The organism is Bradyrhizobium sp. S69, assembly GCF_009766005.1.
Taxonomy (GTDB): Bacteria; Pseudomonadota; Alphaproteobacteria; order Rhizobiales; family Xanthobacteraceae; genus Bradyrhizobium.
In genome coordinates this window covers 488043-506744 of record NZ_LMUK01000042.1, presented here as the reverse complement: position 1 = coordinate 506744, position 18702 = coordinate 488043, and the positions used below count along the sequence as shown (strand labels likewise).

The 18702-nt window shown below is 61.8% G+C and carries 17 protein-coding genes; 5 read left to right on the top strand and 12 right to left on the bottom strand.

Features of this window, described 5'->3' with window-relative positions:
* From GSQ88_RS22475 to GSQ88_RS22465, 3 genes are all read right to left on the bottom strand, one after another.
* Positions 1 to 1333: efflux RND transporter permease subunit (locus tag GSQ88_RS22475; RefSeq protein ID WP_174248082.1), on the bottom strand; the 1333-nt coding region annotated here is incomplete at its 3' end.
* 15 nt (positions 1334 to 1348) lie between these two features.
* The gene (locus GSQ88_RS22470; RefSeq protein WP_210253865.1) at positions 1349 to 2500 is read right to left on the bottom strand and encodes an efflux RND transporter periplasmic adaptor subunit; all 1152 of its coding nucleotides are present in this window, start codon (positions 2498 to 2500) and stop codon (positions 1349 to 1351) included.
* A gap of 220 nt (positions 2501 to 2720) precedes the next feature.
* Complete coding sequence (locus tag GSQ88_RS22465) at positions 2721 to 3473, bottom strand: SDR family NAD(P)-dependent oxidoreductase (RefSeq protein WP_159009925.1); 753 nt, start codon at positions 3471 to 3473, stop codon at positions 2721 to 2723.
* 94 nt (positions 3474 to 3567) lie between these two features.
* Here GSQ88_RS22465 and GSQ88_RS22460 point away from each other — a divergent pair, with 94 nt between their 5' ends.
* The 4 genes from GSQ88_RS22460 (at position 3568) to GSQ88_RS22445 (ending at position 6368) form a co-directional block, all read left to right on the top strand.
* Positions 3568 to 3879, top strand: a complete 312-nt coding sequence (locus GSQ88_RS22460) for an ArsR/SmtB family transcription factor (protein WP_159009924.1) — start codon at positions 3568 to 3570, stop codon at positions 3877 to 3879.
* A gap of 95 nt (positions 3880 to 3974) precedes the next feature.
* On the top strand, positions 3975 to 4502 hold the full coding sequence (locus tag GSQ88_RS22455; RefSeq protein WP_159009923.1) for a MarR family winged helix-turn-helix transcriptional regulator: 528 nt from the start codon (positions 3975 to 3977) through the stop codon (positions 4500 to 4502).
* A gap of 152 nt (positions 4503 to 4654) precedes the next feature.
* Positions 4655 to 5014 carry a hypothetical protein gene (locus GSQ88_RS22450; RefSeq protein WP_246784917.1) on the top strand — a complete coding sequence of 120 codons (360 nt, stop codon included), beginning with the start codon at positions 4655 to 4657 and terminating at the stop codon, positions 5012 to 5014.
* 34 nt (positions 5015 to 5048) lie between these two features.
* Positions 5049 to 6368, top strand: coding sequence for a Rieske 2Fe-2S domain-containing protein (locus GSQ88_RS22445; RefSeq protein WP_159009922.1), 1320 nt, complete (start codon positions 5049 to 5051; stop codon positions 6366 to 6368).
* Positions 6369 to 7256: 888 nt separating this feature from the next.
* On the opposite strand, the gene GSQ88_RS22440 is transcribed toward GSQ88_RS22445, so the two are convergent.
* From GSQ88_RS22440 to GSQ88_RS22400, 9 genes are all read right to left on the bottom strand, one after another.
* Positions 7257 to 7667: a hypothetical protein gene (locus GSQ88_RS22440; protein WP_210253864.1), complete on the bottom strand. Its 411-nt coding sequence runs from the start codon at positions 7665 to 7667 to the stop codon at positions 7257 to 7259.
* A gap of 153 nt (positions 7668 to 7820) precedes the next feature.
* Positions 7821 to 8828, bottom strand: coding sequence for a hypothetical protein (locus tag GSQ88_RS22435; RefSeq protein ID WP_159009920.1), 1008 nt, complete (start codon positions 8826 to 8828; stop codon positions 7821 to 7823).
* Positions 8829 to 9141: 313 nt separating this feature from the next.
* Positions 9142 to 11277: an acetate--CoA ligase family protein gene (locus GSQ88_RS22430; protein WP_159009919.1), complete on the bottom strand. Its 2136-nt coding sequence runs from the start codon at positions 11275 to 11277 to the stop codon at positions 9142 to 9144.
* Between the two features lie 48 nt (positions 11278 to 11325).
* A complete protein-coding gene (locus tag GSQ88_RS22425) occupies positions 11326 to 12561 on the bottom strand; it encodes an ABC transporter substrate-binding protein (protein WP_159009918.1) in 1236 nt (411 codons plus the stop codon).
* Between the two features lie 84 nt (positions 12562 to 12645).
* Complete coding sequence (locus tag GSQ88_RS22420; protein ID WP_159009917.1) at positions 12646 to 13431, bottom strand: 2-keto-4-pentenoate hydratase; 786 nt, start codon at positions 13429 to 13431, stop codon at positions 12646 to 12648.
* Positions 13428 to 14237 (bottom strand): alpha/beta fold hydrolase, encoded by an 810-nt coding sequence (locus GSQ88_RS22415; RefSeq protein ID WP_159009916.1) that lies wholly within the window; start codon positions 14235 to 14237, stop codon positions 13428 to 13430. The genes GSQ88_RS22420 and GSQ88_RS22415 overlap by 4 nt, the downstream gene beginning before the upstream one ends.
* 30 nt (positions 14238 to 14267) lie before the next feature.
* The gene (locus GSQ88_RS22410) at positions 14268 to 15794 is read right to left on the bottom strand and encodes an AMP-binding protein (RefSeq protein ID WP_349628234.1); all 1527 of its coding nucleotides are present in this window, start codon (positions 15792 to 15794) and stop codon (positions 14268 to 14270) included.
* Positions 15782 to 16219 carry a hypothetical protein gene (locus tag GSQ88_RS22405; RefSeq protein WP_159009915.1) on the bottom strand — a complete coding sequence of 146 codons (438 nt, stop codon included), beginning with the start codon at positions 16217 to 16219 and terminating at the stop codon, positions 15782 to 15784. The genes GSQ88_RS22410 and GSQ88_RS22405 overlap by 13 nt, the downstream gene beginning before the upstream one ends.
* Positions 16220 to 16256: 37 nt before the next feature.
* Positions 16257 to 17294 (bottom strand): amidohydrolase family protein, encoded by a 1038-nt coding sequence (locus GSQ88_RS22400; protein ID WP_159009914.1) that lies wholly within the window; start codon positions 17292 to 17294, stop codon positions 16257 to 16259.
* Positions 17295 to 17345: 51 nt separating this feature from the next.
* Between GSQ88_RS22400 and GSQ88_RS22395 the strand changes: the two genes are divergently transcribed.
* Entirely contained in the window at positions 17346 to 18686 is a 1341-nt protein-coding gene (locus GSQ88_RS22395) for an NAD(P)/FAD-dependent oxidoreductase (protein WP_159009913.1), read from the top strand.
* Positions 18687 to 18702 lie beyond the last annotated feature (16 nt).

The window sequence follows — 18702 nt, the reverse complement described above, 5'->3', positions numbered from 1 at the left end:
TCAGCGCGCCGCCGACCTCGTCCATCGTGGTATGCGCAGCCTTTGCCGGCGTCATGCCGCGCTCTAGATTGCGCTCGACGTTTTCCACGACGACGATGGCGTCATCGACCACGATGCCCACCGCCAGCACCAGTCCGAACAAAGACAAATTGTTCAGCGAGATGCCGACCGCCCAGAGCACCGTGAAGGTGCCGACCAGCGATACCGGTATCGCGATCACCGGGATGATCGCGGCCCGCCAGCTCTGCAGAAACAGGAACACCACTCCGACCACCAGCAGGATCGCGATGAAGATGGTCCTGATGACTTCATCAACGGATTTGCCGACGAAGATCGTCGGATCGTAGATCACCTTGTAGGCGACGCCGGGCGGAAACTGCTTGGCGAGCGGCTCCATGCTGGACAGCACCTCCTTCTCCACCTCGAGCGAGTTGGCGCCGGGCTGGGCGAAGATCAGCAACGGAATGCCCGGCCCGCGGTCCATGTAAGCGGTCGAGCCATAATCGGCCGCGCCGACTTCGACGCGTCCGACATCGCGCAGGCGCGTGACGCGGCCTTGCGGATCGGACTTGAGCACGATCTCGGCGAACTGTTCGGGTGTCGCCAGCCGTCCGAGCGCTTCCACATTGATCTGGTAGGCTTGAGCCGAAGCGACAGGCGGTTGGTTCAGGATCCCCGCGGAAACCTGTAGGTTCTGCGCGCGAAGCGCTGCCAATACTTCGGCGGCGTTCAGATCGTGGGCCGCGACCTTGTCCGGATCGAGCCAGATACGCATGGCGTATTCGCGGGCGCCCTGGAACTGGACGTCGCCGACGCCAGGCAATCGCGCAAGGACATCCTTCACGTGCAACGTCGCATAGTTCGACAGATACAGCGTGTCCCGCGAGCTATCCGGCGAATAGAGGTGAACCGCCAACAGAATATTGGGTGTCGACTTCCTGACCTGGACGCCGAGGCGCTGGACGTCGTCCGGCAGCCGCGGCAGCGCATCCTGCACCCGGTTTTGCGTCAGCATCTGCGCGACATTCAGGTCGGTGCCGATCCGGAATGTCACGGTGACCGTGAGCTTGCCATCTCCGGTGGACTGGCTGCTCAAATAGAGCATGTTCTCGACGCCGTTGATCTGCTGCTCGAGCGGGGTCGCGACGGTGCGTGAGACGGTCTCTGCCGATGCGCCCGGATAGCTCGTGGTGACCTGTACCGTCGGCGGCACGATCTCCGGATATTGGGCCACCGGCAGGATCGCGAGCGCGCCAAGCCCGATCAGGGTCACGAAGACACTCAGAACGGTGGCGAAGATCGGCCGATCGATAAAAGTGTGTGTAAGGCGCACGGGGAAACTCCTGGCTCAACCTTGGCCGTCAACGGCCGCGTCGTAGTGAATCGCACCATCCTGCGGCGCGACTTTCGAGCCCGGAACGGCGCGTACCAGTCCATCGATGACAACCCGGTCGCCAGGATCCAGTCCGGACCGAATGACCCGCAGGCCGCCGCGGAGATCACCGGTCTCGACGATCTTCGGCACCACGGTCCCATCGGGGGAAACCGTCATCACGAGGTGCTGGGACTGGTCGAGCACGACCGCCGCATCGGGCAGCATCAGAACGGCCGTGGGCGGCGCGACCGCGACGCGAAGCCGCGCGAACTGGCCGGGCGCGAGAAAAAGATCGGCGTTGGGTACCGTGGCGCGCGCGTGGATCGTTCCGCTCGAGCGATCGAGAGTGTTGTCGACGAAGTCGAGCATGCCCTCGCGTGCAAAGTTGTTCTCATCGCTCAAGCCGATCACGACTTTGTCGGCGAGCGGGCCGCCGCCCTTGGCTCGTTCGCGCGAAAAGGTCAGGAAGTCGGATTCGCTCATGTCGAAATCGAGGTAGATCGGATCGAGCGAGACCAATGTTGCGAGCAGGGTGGTCGGGCTGACCGCGGCCCGGCTACCCGCGACCAGGCTCCCGATCGAGACCTGGCGAGCCCCGATCCGCCCGGTGAAAGGCGCCGTGACGCGGCAATATTCGAGGTCGAGTTGGGCATCCCGAATCCGCGCCTTGGCATCCTCGACGGCGGCTGCTGAAGCGTCCTGATCGTAGGTACGCTGATCGACCGTCTCCTGGGTCGCAAAATCACTGCGCCGAAGCGACTGGGCGCGCGAGAGCTGATTGTTCGCGAGCGCAATGTGTGCAGTTGCGGTTTGCAGTGCCGCGGTGGCTTGCGCGAGTTTGATTTCGTATGGTCGCGGGTCGATCGTAAACAGCAAGTCGCCCTTGTGCACGATCTGACCGTCTTCGAAGTGAATTTCGGTCAGGATACCGCCGACCTGGGCCCGCAACTCTACTCGGTTGATCGCCGAGAACTGCCCCAGAAATCCAAGCCGTGTATCGATATCACGCTGCAAAGGCTTGCTGACGGTTACCGGCGGAGGCGCCGCCTGCGGCGGGGCGACCTGACCGGCGCCTTTGTAATAGTGCGAAAGGCCGAAATAGCCCGCCCCAAGAATGAGAGCCACCGCCGCGACGACGCTCGCCGCTGTTCGGACCGGTCGGGCGGCAGAAGGATCTACTGTTCTTTTTATTTTCGAGCGATCGGTGATTTGATCCATGAAACTGTCCGTGCGTTCTTACGAGTCTTCTTGGGAATTGGCTTTTTGCTCGGAGACGAGCATCGCCCTTCGCTGCGGGAGACGACGACCTTCGAAATCGCCGTCCCCTGGAGCTACCGGTTCGTTGTCAGCGAAGGCCGCCGGTCACGTGGAGGGTCTCGCCCGTGACGTAGGAGGCGTCGTCCGAAGCAAAGAAGGCCACCGCGGCAGCGATTTCCTGGACCGTGCCGACGCGGCCAAGCGGGGTCGTCGATTCGATCCACTTGCGCATATCACCCTCGTGCAGGCCGGCGGATACGACGCCTTCGGTGACGATCATGCCCGGATTGACCGCGTTGACGCGGATCTTGCGCGGCGCCAATTCCTTGGCCAACACGGCGGAGATCGCATCCACCGAGGCTTTCGTCGCGGTGTAGACCGCGGCGTTCGCCGGCGCGATCGTCGACACGCCGGAGCTGATGTTGATGATGCTTCCGCCCTTGGCATTGAAGTGCCGTGCCGCTTCCCCCGAAACCAGCAGCAGGCCGAGCACATTGAGATCGAATTGCCTGTGGAAGTGTTCGGGGGTGATGGCCTCCAGCGGCGCGAATTCGTATACGCCCGCATTGTTGACCAGGATGTCAATCGCACCGAACGCCTTGACAGTTTCCGCGACCACGCCTTTCACATCTTTGGCATCAGCCAAGTTACCGTGGACGGCGACGGCTTTGCCTCCCTTGGCGATGATGGCCGCGACCACGCGGTCGGCGGCCTCCTTGCTGGAGCTATAGTTCACGGCGACCGCCGCACCCTCGGCCGCGAGCCGGGCGGCGATTTCAGCGCCGATTCCCTTGGATGCACCGGTCACAAGTGCCACTTTTCCTTCAAGTCGCTTGGTCATAGCAGGTCCCCCTCATCCGGCAGAACGCCGATATTCAATAGTTCAGAACTAGTGAACCATTGAACGAGTTCAAGGGGGATGCTATATTTTGCGCATGGTGCAGTTCGTCCACCCACCGCGAGACGAGATCACATTGGCCGGGGTGCTTGCAGCCCTCGCGGATCCGATGCGGCTGCGCATTATCAAGAGCCTGGTCGCCAAGGACGAGTGCATGTCGTGCACCGAGGCGGCGCCTTGCCCTGACATGGCCAAGTCGACCTTGTCCAATCACTTTCGGATCCTGCGGGAGGCCGGCCTGGTCCGGACGTCAAAGCAAGGTGTCGAACACCGTAATGTCCTGCGCGAGGAGGACATCAATGCACGGTTTCCGAAACTGCTCAAAACGATCCTGAGCCTTCCTGAGTGACGTCGTTTACTCCTGTCATGCCGATATAGGTTTATTCAGGTCTTCCAAACATCGTGTTATCAAGCGGTGTTTTCCTTCTCCGTTCAGAGAGTCCGATGAAGACCCCGCCAAAATCAGACGCACGTTCCGCTACGGAAGAGAGGTCACCGGCGGACACCGCGCGTACGCTGCAGCTCGAAAAGGGCCTCGGTTTTCTGGTGCGGCTGCTCGATACCCGCGCGACCGCGCTTTATGAACAACTGACCAGACAAAACGACATCACACCGCGGCAGTTCGGCGTGCTGCTGACGCTGCATCAGCTGGGCACCTTGACCCTGACCGAACTTTCCAACCACATTCGCATCGATCGCAGCACGCTCGGAGAAATGATCAACCGGATGGTGAAGCGCTCGCTGATCACCAAGCGCAACAACGGCAGCGATGGCCGCTCCGCCGAGGTGTTGCTGGCGCCGGCCGGCAAGGCCGTGCTGTTGAAAATCGTCGCCGGCGCCGCGCGGCTGCAGGCAGCATTGCTCGCTCCCTTGCCGCCGGAGGATCGGGCGCACTTCATGCGGTGCGTCAAGCTGGTCGCGGAACCCGATCGAGAACGGAATGGCACCGGCAAGCCCACCCCCTTGAAATAAGCCGCAACGCTGGCCCCTCGCCTGCCGACACCAGGCATGCTCATGACGCATCGGATGGGTCTTGTTCGTCGGTCAGCGGGGTGTTATTACGTATACGTAGTATAATGGCGGAGACCAGATCCGCAGTGCCCAAAGCTCGATAAGGTTCGATCATGAGCGGAAATCCGATGCGGCTCAGGGATTACCTCGCCGTGCCCTACATGCTGGAAGCCGAGACCGTCGAGACCAATTCAGGCGCCTGGCTTACCCGCGTGTCCTACCTCGACCTGCCCGGCTGCCGCGCCGAAGCGCCGGTGGTGGAAGAGGCCCTGCAACGCCTCGAGCGGCTGCGGATCGAGACGATCGTTGCAATGGTCGGCGCCGGCAAACATCCGCCGGTTCCGCGTCCGCCGCTGAGGGATTGCGACCCCGTCTGGGTCGCGCAACAGGCCGGGCTTCCGGACGACATCGTCGCGCTGATCGCGCGCGACGCAGCTGCGGCGACTGGCGCCGCAAAACAAAGAAAACGCTAGCCTCCGCGCGAGGCCGCTGGATAAGGAAACGACCATGCTTTCACATCAAGACAACGAAACGCTGGTCCGGGTCGGGGCCGAAACGCCGATGGGGTCGCTGTTCCGTCTGTACTGGATACCGTTCTTCTTCTCACGGGATCTGGTCGCGGACGGCCAGCCGAAGCGCGTGATGCTGCTGGGAGAAGACCTAGTCGCCTTTCGCGACTCACAAGGGCGCGTCGGCCTGATGGCCAATGCGTGCGCGCATCGCGGCGCGCCGATGATGTTCGGCCGCAACGAGGATTGCGGCTTGCGCTGCGTCTATCATGGCTGGAAATACGACGTGACCGGTGCTGTGACCGACATGCCGGCCGAACCGGCGAAGAGCCGGCGCAAGGACAAGGTCAAGATCACCGCATACCCCTGCCGGGAGCGTAACGGCATGGTCTGGACCTATATGGGACCCGAAACGGCCGAACTGCCGCCACTGCCGAATGTCGAATGGAATCTCGTTCCCGCCGAGAGCGTCGTAGTCTCGATGCGGGTGCAGGAATGCAACTGGCTGCAGGCGCTGGAAGGCGAAATCGATTCGGCACATGCGCCGATCCTGCACGGTCGCATCGACTCCAAGGGCCTGATCAACGAATGGCTGGCCAAGCGCGACCTGCGGCCGACTTTCGAATGCATCCGGCAGGATTTCGGCATGAGCATCGCGGCAAAGCGACAGCTCGGCGACCAAAGGCTCTATTGGCGCGTCAACCAGTTCATGATGCCGTTTTATTCGCTGGTGCCGCCGCAATCGAAATTCCCCGATCTGAGTGGCCACGCCTGGGTGCCGATGGATGACAACCACACGCTCTGCATCTTCTTCTCCTATCATCCCTCCGAGCCGCTGCCGGCCAAGACGCGTGAAATATTCGAGGAAGGCCACAATGGCCGCGAGACCGGCCACCCCAGCAAGCACGCCTTCGTCAAGCGTGACCCGACCGTGCCTTATGCGGACTATTGGACCAAATTCACCCGCGAAAACGGTTACCGGTTCGACTATCAAAGCCAGGTCGACACTTGGTTTTCGGGATTGCCTGGGCTTTGGGTCCAGGACGGCGCGTGCCAATCGGGCATCCGTCCGATCTTCGACCGCAGCAAGGAGCATCTGGGTTCAAGCGACACCGGCATCGTCATGACACGGCGGCTGCTGCTCGAAGCGGTCAGCGCCTATCGCGATCGCGGTATCCAACCCAGCGGCGTCACCGATCCCGATACTTTCATGGTTCGCGCGATCTCGCTGACCTTGCCGGAAACGACGTCATGGGCCGATTTCGGTCGCCCGCATATGACGGCGAAGCTCGGCGCCGATTTCGGCTACGCCCTATAGCGGTATGAGATCAGGTTGGAACATCGCAACGGCAACTCTTCTCCCTCGCCCCGCTCTTGCGGGGAGAGGGTTGGGGTGAGGGGCTCTTGCAACAAGTTCTGACTCGCGGAGAGGTCCCCTCACCTGAAATTGCACGTTTGCTGATTTAACTCAAAGTCATCACGCTTTAGAATTCAGGCGCCATCGCGGCTGATTCAAATTTCAGATTCGAATTTCAAACAGCTCAGCGGTCTCGCTGCGCGCAAGCGCCCGAGTTGCTGCATCATCGCTGTCCCTCCAAAAACAGAGGGCGCAGGGAAGACCGGGTGCGCGCTGCACCCGCGGTCTCATGTGCAAAGGTAGATAAAAAAACGCACATGAGCATACAGGTTCAGCGGAAACACTCCGGCCTTCCCTGCGCAATGGCTTTACGGCTTATATCGTGCTCTCCCCGGTGAGACCAAAGCTTGCTTGTCACCGTCGATCCCAAGAAGCGCGAGCTCCCTGCGAACTTGACACCTGCCATCGGGGCGTCAGGACCACACGACTTTGCCGTACGCTTCAGCCACGCTCGTCAGTCGCAGCCTTCGCGTCCATCGCTCCCCGACCCGCGTTTCGTGACGAATGCGCATACGCCCCTCTGGTGGGACGGGATGGCCTAAGAAGTGAAGCTGATTTGCCTTCGCGATCAAGCGCGATCGCTGCGACACATTGGCACGACGGGCAACTCAGCAAATTCATGTCAAGACCTATTTTGCTCCGTGATCAACCGGCACCGGGCTATAGCGAAGCCGCTAATCTTCTGAATTTACTTCCGGTTTCGGCAGCATAGCCGACATGACCGGACTTGCCGCCGGGGCGCGCGTGTAGCGAATGACCCAAAGCGAAACTCAGTGGTCTAGTTTAACGCTATGCGGCAGGCGAGCGCTTCATGACCCGAACACCCAACACTATTATGGAGCCGCCAAGCACGAGCATGGCCCAGTTGATGCCCGGTACCGGGAGGTGGTGTACATACGAAGCGATCAGGATGAAAACGGATAGCGCGATCAATGCCATACCCATGGCGAGACATGAGAGCCCCCTCATTTTCCAATTGGGGTTTTTGACAAAGATGGTTTCGCCCTTCACGAACACGCGATAGGCGAGCCCTGCAACACCAAGCAATGCGATGAATGTCGTCATGCCCGACTGATACACCTGGGTTGTTTCGAACAACTTAAAGATGATCTTAGCATTTTTAAGATCGCCTTGATCGAAAAGCCACGTGTCTGTTCTGCGACGATACCGCGAAGCTGTTGTGGTCCGATGGCTGGGCACGCGGGCTCCGCGTCCATGCGCGAGCTACGCTGGAGCAGCTACTAGACCCGCTCGGCAGATGCGGCGGCGCGGTCACCCGATGTCCGTTATCGGAGGCAAAGCGGAAAACATCCACTCGGGATGAGCATTTCGCATAATGACCCGGAGCAGACCTCAGGCGCGTTCCGATGAGACAAGATCGTGTCGGCGAGCGACGATCACGACCGGCCCGAGCAGGCTCCTGTTCAGATCGCGGATCCGCTCTCCCGAGACATGCCACGGGCCAGCATGGCGAAGGTCGATGAAATCCATCACGTCCCGACCGCCGACGTTAAAGCGCGCCACCGCGACACGATCGAGGCCCTCGCGCATCAAGGCGTCCAGTTGGTCTTTTTCGTCTGCGTCATAGCTGGCAATCACAAAGGCAGGCCCTTCGACCGGCGGAAGTGCACGAAAGCCGGCCGTCTCCATCCATGCCAATCCGGCTGCGGTGACAGGACAGCAGAGCAGTAGCCCGCCGAAGGCGCCGCGCTGTGACTTCTGATCGATCCACCAGTCGTTCTGCCAGTCCTCATAGCCGAACAGCATGCCCTCGAGCCGCTCGAAATGCTCGTTCCAGCCTTTGCGACAGCCTCGCCATATCAGCTCACGCGCCGGAATCCGCCACTCCTCGCCCTTCGGCGTGTAGAAGACGGTCCGCAGGCCAAGATATCCCTTGGTGGGGGCATCGAATGGCTCGATGACCTCTTCCCGGTGCAGCAGCCCTTCGGCCACCCAATGATCGAAGCGGTGTTCGCCGTCGAATGTCATCGGTGGATATTCGTGTATCATCCGCGCGAGCTTCTTCCGGCCGTCCAGGAGGAGCGGCAGCTCATATCCGGTGTGGATCAGGTAGGGCGCTTCACTCAGGGGATGCCATCGGAAGAGCCCGATCACGAGGTCGGCTGACGCGAACTCGGAGCGATCGAATTTGACGCCGAAGCGCGCGGCCAGCGCCGCGAGCTGGTGGTTGTCGAGATGATAGCAGTGGCGCAGCTCGGGATCGTCGTTCGCATCTTCCTCGAGGATTGCGCGAAGGGCCGCGATGTCGGCGGCATGAAACAGGGTCTGCGCAATCGGGCACCACAAATCGCGATCAAATGCTTCCAGGATAAAGTGATTGGAACGAAGCGAGGGACGCATTATGGCTTGGTCAGTTTAGGCGAGGCGGCGCAATCTTCACTATGGCCGATCCAACGGAAATTGCTCGTCATTGTCATGGACACACTTAATCAGGGCTTAATCGCTGGATGCAACCAGAGTACGAGAGCCCGCGTCGGCGTACCGGTTCTGACGAGAGGCGTACGTCGGCTTGGCACATCGCGTCGTTCCGCTGCTATGCAGCAACACGTCGGCTATCGGGACAAAGCGGACTCTGGCGCAGCGTCAGCCCGGCGGATTTATGGGTTCATGGCCTAGCTCACGCGGACGGTTGGGCACCATAAGGCCCGCGCCATTATCGGCACACGATCAATGCATCCGCGGCGATGGCGCCATCAGCGGACGCAATCACCGGGTTGACGTCGATCTGATCGATCACATCGCGCAGATCATGCGCCAGCTCCGACAGCCGGCAGATGATATCGACCAGCCGGTCGATATCGATGCCGGGCCTGCCGCGGAAGCCCGTCAGCAACGCATGCCCCCTCAACGAGGCGAGCATCGCACGCGCCGCCTGGTCATCGACGGGAGCAAGCCGCACTTTGGTGTCGCCGAGCAGTTCAACCATGATCCCGCCAAGTCCGGCCGCGACCAGCGGGCCGAACTGGCGATCGTTCTTGACGCCGAGCACGATTTCGATCCCCGGTGGGACCATCTGCTGCACACTGACGCCGTCGATCCGGGCCTCTGGCGCGTATCGCTTGGCCGACGCCAGAATGTCCGCCGCGGCCGCGCTGACGTCCTGCGGCGTTGACAGTCCCAATTTGACGCCGCCCGCCTCGGTCTTGTGGAGAATGTCGGGCGACACGATCTTGAGTGCCACCGGGCCCCCGATCTCGCGTGAGGCCCGCACGGCCTGTTCGGGGCCGCTCGCAAGGATTTCCAGCGGGATCGCGATGCCATAGCAGTCGAGCACCCGCTTGGAATCGGTTTCCGATAGCGCCGCGCCGCCGGCCTTCGCGCTGGAAAGGATGCCGCGCGCGGCCAGCTCGGCCGACAGGGATGATCGTCGTGGCGCCGGCGTCCTGTGGCTGGCGCGATGTTCGTGCCAATCGAACCAGGCTTTCAGCGCCGCGAAGCAGCGATCCGCCGAGCGAAACATGCAGACCTTGGGATCGGCATCAAGGATCTCGCTGCCCGGTCCCTGGTACCACTCGTTCATCCAGACCACGGCGAGCGGTCGATCGGTGCGACTGGCCGCCTCGACGATGGTCGGCGCCCGCGCACCGCTCGACGAGGCGTGCGCGAAGATCATCGGCATCACCAGCGCGCTGAAGCCGGAATCGTTGAGGAAGGCGTCGAGGCAAAATCCGAATGTCTCCGACGTCTTCAGCACTTCAGCGGTGAGATCCGACGGGTTGGCGACCGAGCCGAAGTCCGGCACGACTTCGTGCAACGCGCTGGCTGTTCTGGCCTCGAGTGACGGCAACGGCACGCCATGTGCTTCGGCCTTGTCGGCGCAAATCACCGCGGCACCGCCCGACGTCGAGAGAATCCCAGCGCCCCTTCCGCGAGTCGGCGCGCCAGCTTTGGCGAAGAACGAGGCAGTCTCCAGTACCGCCTCGAGATTATCGAGTGCGATGGCGCCGACCTCGGCCAACGCGGCCTGGTAGGCGACGACCGATCCGACCATCGTCCCGGTGTGCGACATCGCGGCCTTGCTGGAAGTCTCGCTGTTGCCGGTCTTGTAGACGATCAGCGCCTTGCCAGCGTCGCGTGCCTTGCGCGCCGCGCTCAGGAAGCGGTCGCCATCCTTGACGCCCTCCAGCAGGCAGATAATGGAACGGGTATCGTCGTTTTCGGCGAGGTAAGAGATAAAATCGCAGACGTCGACATCGCAGGAATTGCCTGCCGCGAGATAATGCGAAAATCCGATCCCGCGCTCCATGCCCTGCAGCACGGTGTAGCCCAGGGCTCCGCTTTGCGACACGATCCCGATGGGGCCGCGTCTGTGCCCCATGCCGGCATAGTCCGGCATGAAGTTCAGTCCGGCCCCCGAACGCGTATTGGCCAGCCCAACGCAATTCGGGCCGACCACGCGCACGCCGGTGCGATGGGCGACCTCGATCAGGCGCCCTTGCGCCTCGATGCGATCCGGCTTGGCGGTTTCGGCAAAGCCCGAGGCGTAGACGACGACTCCGCCTGCCCCGGCCACAGCCGCAGCCTCGATCATGCTCTCGACCATTTGCCGCGCGACGCACAACACCACACAATCCGGACGCTCCGGCATATCCGCCAAAGACGGCACGCAAGGCCGGCCCAGCAGGGTCTGGTATTTCGGATTGATCGCGAAAACCTTGCCCGAAAAGCCCGACATGTTGGACAGCGTGCGCTCGCCGAACGAGCCGCGCGTTTCCGACGCGCCAACGACGGCTACGACTTTGGGGTCGATGAGACGCTTGAGGTCGGCCGCGTTATACAGCGGTCGCATGGAGCCTGTCATAATTCCTCGCTCGAACCGATCATTCCGGCGTCTCACTCAGGTTGCGGGATCGTCAAGATCGGTCAGGTCGCCGATCGCAACCCACTGCTTGCCATCAAACCGACTGAGCTGAAGGTTATGAACCGCACGGTAATCGGTGGATGAGTTATAGACCTTGATGCCGCTCAGATAGAGCGGCGGCTTTTCGTCCTTCAACGAGGTGGCCTGCTTCAACAGGTTTTCGCGCGTCAGATCGTCGCCGCAACGTTTGAGCACCTGCTCGATCATGTAGGCATTGTTGTAGCCGGGGATCGCGGTGTTGTCGTCGATGCGGATGGCGGGCAGATATTTCCGCAGAAACTCCGCATAGGCTTTGACCGCCGGGTTGTTTTCTTCCGCAGGATCCGTTGGATTGATCTCCCACCACGCCGAGACTAGGCCTTTCGCGTTGTCGAGGCCGGCCGGCGCCAGCGTGCCGCCGATCGAGCTGCAATTGGAGTTCACGATGTAGAGCGGATGCCAGTTCAGCGCCGCGGCTTTGCGAATACCCTGGGCGGCAAATTTCGACGCGGTCAACTGAACAAACACGTCGGCGCCCGCGGCCATACAATCGGCAACCTGATTGTCGATCGACGGTTCGGACAGTTCGTGGCCGATCTCCTTGACGATCATGGCCGCCCCCTTGTCGCCGAGGCCTTTCTTGAGACCCCGCAGGAAATCCTTGCCGAGATCGTCGTTCAAATAGTGTACCGCGATCTTGCCATTGGGCTTTTCCTTTAGAATGTACTTTCCGAAGGCCGCGCTCTGCGCGACGTAGATCGGATAGAACGGAACGATCCAGGGAAACTCCTTCGGATCGTTGAAACGTTCGGCGCCCGAGGTCAGGAACAGGTTCGGGACTTTCTTGCCATTGAGATATTTCTGCGTCGCCGAATTCGGCGACGTGCCGAGCATGCCCGCGATCGCGAACACCTCGTCGGATTCGACCAGCTTGCGGGTTTGTTCGAGGGTTTTCGGCGGCGTGTAGGCGTTGTCGAGCGAGAGCAGATTGACCTTGCGGCCGTTGATGCCGCCGCGGTCGTTGACCATGTTGAAATACGCGGTCTGGGCCTGGCCGTAGACGCCAAAGCCCGACGCGGGGCCGCTGTAGGGCGAGGTGGTACCGAGCTTGATCTCGGTATCGGTGACGCCGGTATCATAATTCTTCGCGGCAAACGCGCTTCTCGGACGCCCCAGCGTCAGGGCTGCGGCACCAGCACCGACAATAGCGGACCGTCGGGTGATTGAACTCATGGCGACCTCCTCCGGAACATTGTTTTTCGTTGCCGGTCCGGCCGAATTCGACGGTCGAACCGGTAGTCCTCAGCCTACGCGCGGCTAAACGAAACGTACATTGACGGGCGCAAATCCCGATATCCGCGCCTCGTAGAATTCGCCGGCCGCGGCCGGCGACACCGGTCCGAGCGCCCCCGTCAGCACGACGTCACCCGCGCGCAGCGAATGGCCTGCGACGGCCATCGCCCGCGCCAGCCACAACGCCGCCTTGAGTGGATGTCCAAGACAAGCAGCCCCGGACCCGACCGACACCACGGCCCCGTTGCGGGTCATGGCCATGCCGCAGGCTTCGAGATCGACATCCGTCAGGCGTTTTGGTGCCGCGCCCAGCACGAAGCGCGCGCTTGAGCCGTTATCCGCCACCGTATCGAGAATGGTGATCTTCCAATCGCTGATGCGGCTGTCGACGATCTCCAGCGCGGGCACGGCATAAGCGACCGCGCGCATCAATTCGCCCATCGTGACGTCGGGTTCCGGCAAATCGCGATCGAGGACGATGGCGATCTCCGCTTCGATACGAGGCTGGATCAGTTTTGCGCGTTGAACCTCGCCACCGGTCGCGACCTCCATGTCGGCAAACAGCGCGCCATAGTCCGGTTGGTCGACCCCAAGCTGCTGCTGCACCGCTTTGGAGGTCAATCCGATCTTCCGGCCGACCAGCCGCCGTCCGCCGGCTAGCCCGCGCTTGGTCACCTCTGCCTGCACCGCATAGGCTGAAGCGACTTGCTTGCTGCCGAGTTCAGCGGCGATCGGATCGATCGGCGCGCAGTCGGCTTCCGCGGCCAACAACCGCGTCGCCAACCGATTTACGATGACGGCGTCGCTCATGCCCGGTCCAGGAAGTCGGCGACCAGTGCGTTGAACTCGTCGGCCTTTTCCCACTGTGCCCAATGCCCGCATTTGGGATAAACATGCAGTTGCGCGTTCGGCATCGTCTTCAGCAGGATAAAGCTGGAATCAAGCGGAACGACGCGATCGTCGCGCCCCCATACGATCAGCGTCTTGTGCTTGAGCGATGCGAGATCCTCGCGCCAGATATCCATCGGCGGCCGCTTGAAGATATCGATGGCGTCGGTTCGCGTCGCAGCCTTCAGCCGCTCCGCCATCAATTCCTCGGTGATGGAAGACGAATCGAACACCAGAAGCTCGATCACGCCCTTCAGTTTCTTCAGTGTCGGTCCTTCGCCGCCATGAAACGTCGCCATCCGCCGCAAGCCTTCAGTCGGCATCGGCGTAAAGATCGCCTGACTGCCGCCGGTCCCCATCAGCACCAGCCGGTTGACGCGATCCGGTGCCCGCAACGCCACCATCAAGGCGGTCGCGCCGCCCAATGAATTGCCGACGAAGCTCGCTTTCTGGACGCCAATCACGTCCATGAAGCTGCGGACAAAATCGCCCATCACCGCAAAGATCGGTCCTTCCTTCAGTTTACCTTCGGTCTCGCCGAAGCCCGGCAAATCGACCACGATGACGCGGCGGCCGGCCGCCAGCCGCTCGACATTCTTGCGATAGTTACTGAAGCCGGACGCGCCCGGACCACCGCCGTGGATCAGGATCGTGGGCTCGCCCTGACCGATATCGTAATAGCGTGTGCGGGCGCCGGCGACGTCGACGAATTTGGCTGTAAGGTCCACTCTTGGTCTCCTGTTGGGCCGGGCAAGCGACTAAGCGCCTGCAACGGCGGACGATTGAAGGTAACGATCGCGCAGCTTGCGCTTGAAGATTTTTCCGCTGGCTTCTCGCGGCAGGGCGTCGTGAAACACAAACCGCTTCGGAATTTTGAAACGCGCAAGGCGCGATGCCAGAAAGGCGCCGATATCCGTCGGCGTCGGCTCCGCGCCCGGCTCCGCCTCGATTGCCGCGACCAGGCTCTCGCCGAATTCCTCGTCGGGCACACCGAATACGGCGCAGTCCCGTACGCCCGGGCAATTGACCAGGGCATTCTCGATTTCGGCGGGATAAATATTGACGCCGCCCGAGATGACCATGTCGCGCTTGCGATCGCAGATGAAGAGAAACCCGTCCGCATCCAGATAGCCGACGTCACCGCAGGTCACGAGCCCACCGCGATCGACCTGAAGTCGCTGGTCCGGGCGGCCATGATAGGTGAAATCCGAATAGGCCTCGGTGCGCAGGAATATCTCGCCGATGCCGGCCGGCCCCAATTCGTTTGCGTCCTCATCGTAAATCTTGATTTCGGTGCCTGCCATGGGTCGGCCGACCGTGCCAGGGTGCGCGAGCCATTCCAGCGAATCGCATCCCACCGCGGGACCGGTTTCCGTGGCGCCATAGGTCTCGTGAATGACCGGGCCCCACCAATCGATCATCTGCCGCTTCACATCCGGCGGACATGCCGCGCCGGTATGGGTTGCCCAGCGGATCGACGACACGTCGTAACGCCCACGCAGCTTTTCATCGAGCCGCAACAAGCGCACGAACATCGTCGGCACCATTGTCAAATGCGTGATGCGATGCTCGGCGATGGTACGAAGCAGATCTTCCGGATCGAAACTGTGCTGCAGCACCGTCAAATCGGCGTGTTGAAAGGCCTGCCGCGCGAACGCACCGGGCGAGGCGTGATAGAGCGGGCCGCAGACGAAGGCCCGCATGCCGTCCTCTATCCCGTAGATATCCCGCAGCAGCGCGGCGTTTTTCTTGACCTGCTCCGGCTTCATGGGTGCGCGCCGAACGCCCTTGGGGTGTCCGGTCGTCCCAGACGTATAGATCATGGTGCCGCGCGGCGCTCGCGCCGGCTTGGTCCAGGGCTCGGCCTGGTCGCGGAATGCGGACCATTCGTTCGCATGCGAAGACGCGGCCGAGATGGCGCCGGCATGGTCGGCGATGGTGAAGGCCGGCAGATCAACGGGAATTGCGCCCGCAACCCGCTCGATCAGATCGGCATGTCCGATCAAGGCTCGCGGCGTGCAATCCGACAGGATGTAACCGACCTCGTCGGCCGTGCTGTGCCAGTTGAGCGGCACAACATAGGCACCGAGATGCGCCGCGGCCTGGATGATTTCGAAATAGCAGGGATCGTTGCGGATCAGCAGCGCGATCGCGTCGCCCTCGCGAACGCCGAGCTGGTCGAGGGCCGTCGCCGCGCGCGCGCCGTTGTCGAGCAATTTTTCCCGCGCTACGGCGCGCGTTCCGAGCATGATCATCCCGCCGGGCACGGCATTTACTCCAGGCATATCGTCGCCTCGGCACGGACCGACGGAAGCCAGGCGCTGTCGATCTGCTCGAAATCGCCGTCGCTAAGCGCAATCGGCGCGGAGAATGTCAGGGCGTCCATGTGACCGTTGAGAATGGTCGGATACGGCCAATCCGCTCTTGCAGCAGTGCGGGCCCCGACGCGGAATTCGATCGAAAGCGGCTGCGGCTTGCTTGAACCGTGCCCGCTCTGATAGCCATCGCCGATACAGTAGATTTCGAACTGAAACGCGTTGGCGCCGCGACGCTGGATCGCTATTTCGATGTCCAGCAGGCCGAAGGCCGGATCGGCTTGCGCGCCTTCCTGATAGAAATAGACAAAGGCTATCCGGCCATATTTGCTTTCGCCCCGGTCGGCGTCCGAGGGGACTTGCGCGTCGCTGCGGCCCGGCGTTCGCGGCGGCATCGGACCCAACAAACACATCTGGGGAAGCGACCGGCACTCAACCACGCGCGCGGCTCCCCTCTGCCGACGACGAACTCGGCACCCGGTCCAATTGCTTTACGTCGTGCGCTTGGCCGAGGAACGCCAGCGCGTTGGCGGCCAGAACGGCTTCGTTATCCAGGGCCCGTGTCGCGAAAGCGCCCGGCTGCTTCTGCCTGATCGAAAAGGGATAATCGGACCCGACGACGATGTGATCGCTGCCGACTGCATTGGCGAGGAATGATAGCGATGCAGGATCGTAGAGAATCGTATCATACCAGAACTGACGGGCACTCTTCGAAGGCGGCTGTGTCATCTTGCCTTTCAGGCCAAGCGACCAGCCAAAATCCATCCGCGGTAAGATCCATGAGAGCGCGCCGCCACCGTGGCTCAGCAGGATGCGCAAGCGCGGAAACCGCTCCAAAACCCCGGCCGCGAGCAGCGACACCGAGGCCAGCGCGGTCTCCAACGGGAATACGGCGGTCGCCGCAAACTCCGGACTGGCGTCGACCCGTTCCATGCCGGCCGGGTGCAACGGGTGCACAAAAATTCCGAGATCCAGCGCTTCGGCGGCTTCATAGAGCGGAAACAGGCTCTCGTTGCCAAGTGCTGTACCATTGATATGCGTGCCGATTTCGATCCCGGCAAAGCCTTGCGCCTTGATCTTTTGCAGCTGGCGCACCGCGCGCGCAACGTCTTGCGCGCAAACCATTCCAATGCCGGCGAAATGGCGTGGCGCGCGCGCCATCATCGCCGCGATCTCATCGTTCATCACATCGGCGAGATATTCCGCATCGTCCGGGGGCAGCCAATGCGACAGCAGTTCCGGCATCGGCGACAGCACCTGCATGTCGGTGCCATCTTCGACCATGTCCTCAAGACGCCGGTCGACGTCCCAGGATCGCGTATCGATTTTGCGAAACACCTTGCCCGCAATCATCACCGCGGCTTGATCGCCGCCGGATAACTCGACGCTCGGCCATCGGCGGTCCCGTTTGGGATCCGCGGCCAATCGCGAAGGCACAATATGGGTGTGAACATCGATCACAGCGCCCACCGCGTCTCTCCCTGTTGCTCTTTGCGAGCTTTTTTGCGGATCGGGACAACCGTGAACGGAGCCTCGACCTGCGCAGTTTTTACTTTACAAACAGGATTGATTGTTTCTAACTTGGTGTCAAGACGTCTTTTGAAAGCGTCACGATGGCTTTCGCATCTGCGAGGCCACAAGGGAGCGAACGCGGTGAACCTGTCGAAGACGCGCGTCGTGATTGTCGGAGCCGGCCAGGCCGGAGGCCGCGCGGCGGAGGCGTTGCGTGCCGCCGGGCATACCGGACCGATCGCCTTGCTCGGCGAGGAAGCCCACCTTCCCTACGAACGACCGCAACTCTCCAAGGCCATCCTGCTCGATCACGAACCCAATCCGGCGTTTATCCGCAGCGCACAAGATTGGGCCGAGATCGACGTAACCTTGTGCACGTCTTCCCGCGTCGTTGCGGCCGATATCGAGCGGCGCGAGATTGGTCTTGAAGATGGAAGACAATTTGCCTTTGACCAGCTGCTGCTGGCGACGGGCACACATCCGCGCCGGATGCCTGAGCTGGAAGCCGGTCCCCTGCCGGTCCGCTACCTGCGCTGCATGGACGATGCGCTGGCGTTGCGGAACGCGTTGCAGCCCGGCAAGAAGGTCGTCCTGGTTGGCGGCGGCGTCATTGGCCTCGAAGTGGCATCCGCGGCCATCGCGCGCGGTTGCCATGTCACCGTCCTTGAGAAGGCTGCAACCGTGCTGCCCCAGATCGGCTCGCCGACGCTCAGCCGATACGCCGAAACACTTCACGCCGGGAAGGGTGTGAACATCGTTTGTGGCGCTTCGATCAAGTGCTCAGCCGCCGACGGCGTCGAACTGGAAGATGGAACCATCATTACCGCCGACATTGTCCTGGTCGGCATAGGCGTGGAGGCATCGGTCGATCTTGCTCACGCGCTTGGACTGCGGACCCTTCACGGCATCAAGGTGAACGCTTCGGGTGCTACCGATATCGACGGCATCCATGCGGCAGGAGATGTCGCCGAACAATGGAGCCGGTGTCACGACCGCTGGATACGGCTCGAAAACTGGGCGAACGCGCAGAATCAAGCGATCTCCACCGCAAAAAACATCGCGGGCGAAGCCACCGTCTATGACGCACCGCCCTGGTTCTGGTCCGACCAATATGACGCCAATATCCAGATCGTCGGCCATCCCGGCGGCGGCGACGAGATCGTCAGGGGCGACGTCGCCAATGGACGCTTCACGACGCTGAGTGTTCGCGACCATGAGGTCGTCGGCGGAATTGCGGTCAATTCCGCGCGCGAGATGTCGGTCCTGCGCCGCCTTGTCGCGTCGCGAAAGACGGTCCGCAGGAGCGACCTCGAAAACCCGCAATTCGAACTGAAGCGCACGCTTGCCTGATAGACTTGCCTGATAG

Excerpts from the sequence above, each read along its gene's own strand:
- GSQ88_RS22455 (WP_159009923.1), top strand. The coding sequence starts at position 3,975 with ATGAAGACCCCGCCAAAATCAGACGCACGTTCCGCTACGGAAGAGAGG.
- GSQ88_RS22450 (WP_246784917.1), top strand. The coding sequence starts at position 4,655 with ATGAGCGGAAATCCGATGCGGCTCAGGGATTACCTCGCCGTGCCCTAC.
- GSQ88_RS22420 (WP_159009917.1), bottom strand. The coding sequence starts at position 13,431 with ATGAGCGACGCCGTCATCGTAAATCGGTTGGCGACGCGGTTGTTGGCC.
- GSQ88_RS22425 (WP_159009918.1), bottom strand. The coding sequence starts at position 12,561 with ATGAGTTCAATCACCCGACGGTCCGCTATTGTCGGTGCTGGTGCCGCA.
- GSQ88_RS22430 (WP_159009919.1), bottom strand. The coding sequence starts at position 11,277 with ATGCGACCGCTGTATAACGCGGCCGACCTCAAGCGTCTCATCGACCCC.
- GSQ88_RS22445 (WP_159009922.1), top strand. The coding sequence starts at position 5,049 with ATGCTTTCACATCAAGACAACGAAACGCTGGTCCGGGTCGGGGCCGAA.
- GSQ88_RS22410 (WP_349628234.1), bottom strand. The coding sequence starts at position 15,794 with ATGCCTGGAGTAAATGCCGTGCCCGGCGGGATGATCATGCTCGGAACG.
- GSQ88_RS22405 (WP_159009915.1), bottom strand. The coding sequence starts at position 16,219 with ATGCCGCCGCGAACGCCGGGCCGCAGCGACGCGCAAGTCCCCTCGGAC.
- GSQ88_RS22465 (WP_159009925.1), bottom strand. The coding sequence starts at position 3,473 with ATGACCAAGCGACTTGAAGGAAAAGTGGCACTTGTGACCGGTGCATCC.
- GSQ88_RS22460 (WP_159009924.1), top strand. The coding sequence starts at position 3,568 with ATGGTGCAGTTCGTCCACCCACCGCGAGACGAGATCACATTGGCCGGG.
- GSQ88_RS22435 (WP_159009920.1), bottom strand. The coding sequence starts at position 8,828 with ATGCGTCCCTCGCTTCGTTCCAATCACTTTATCCTGGAAGCATTTGAT.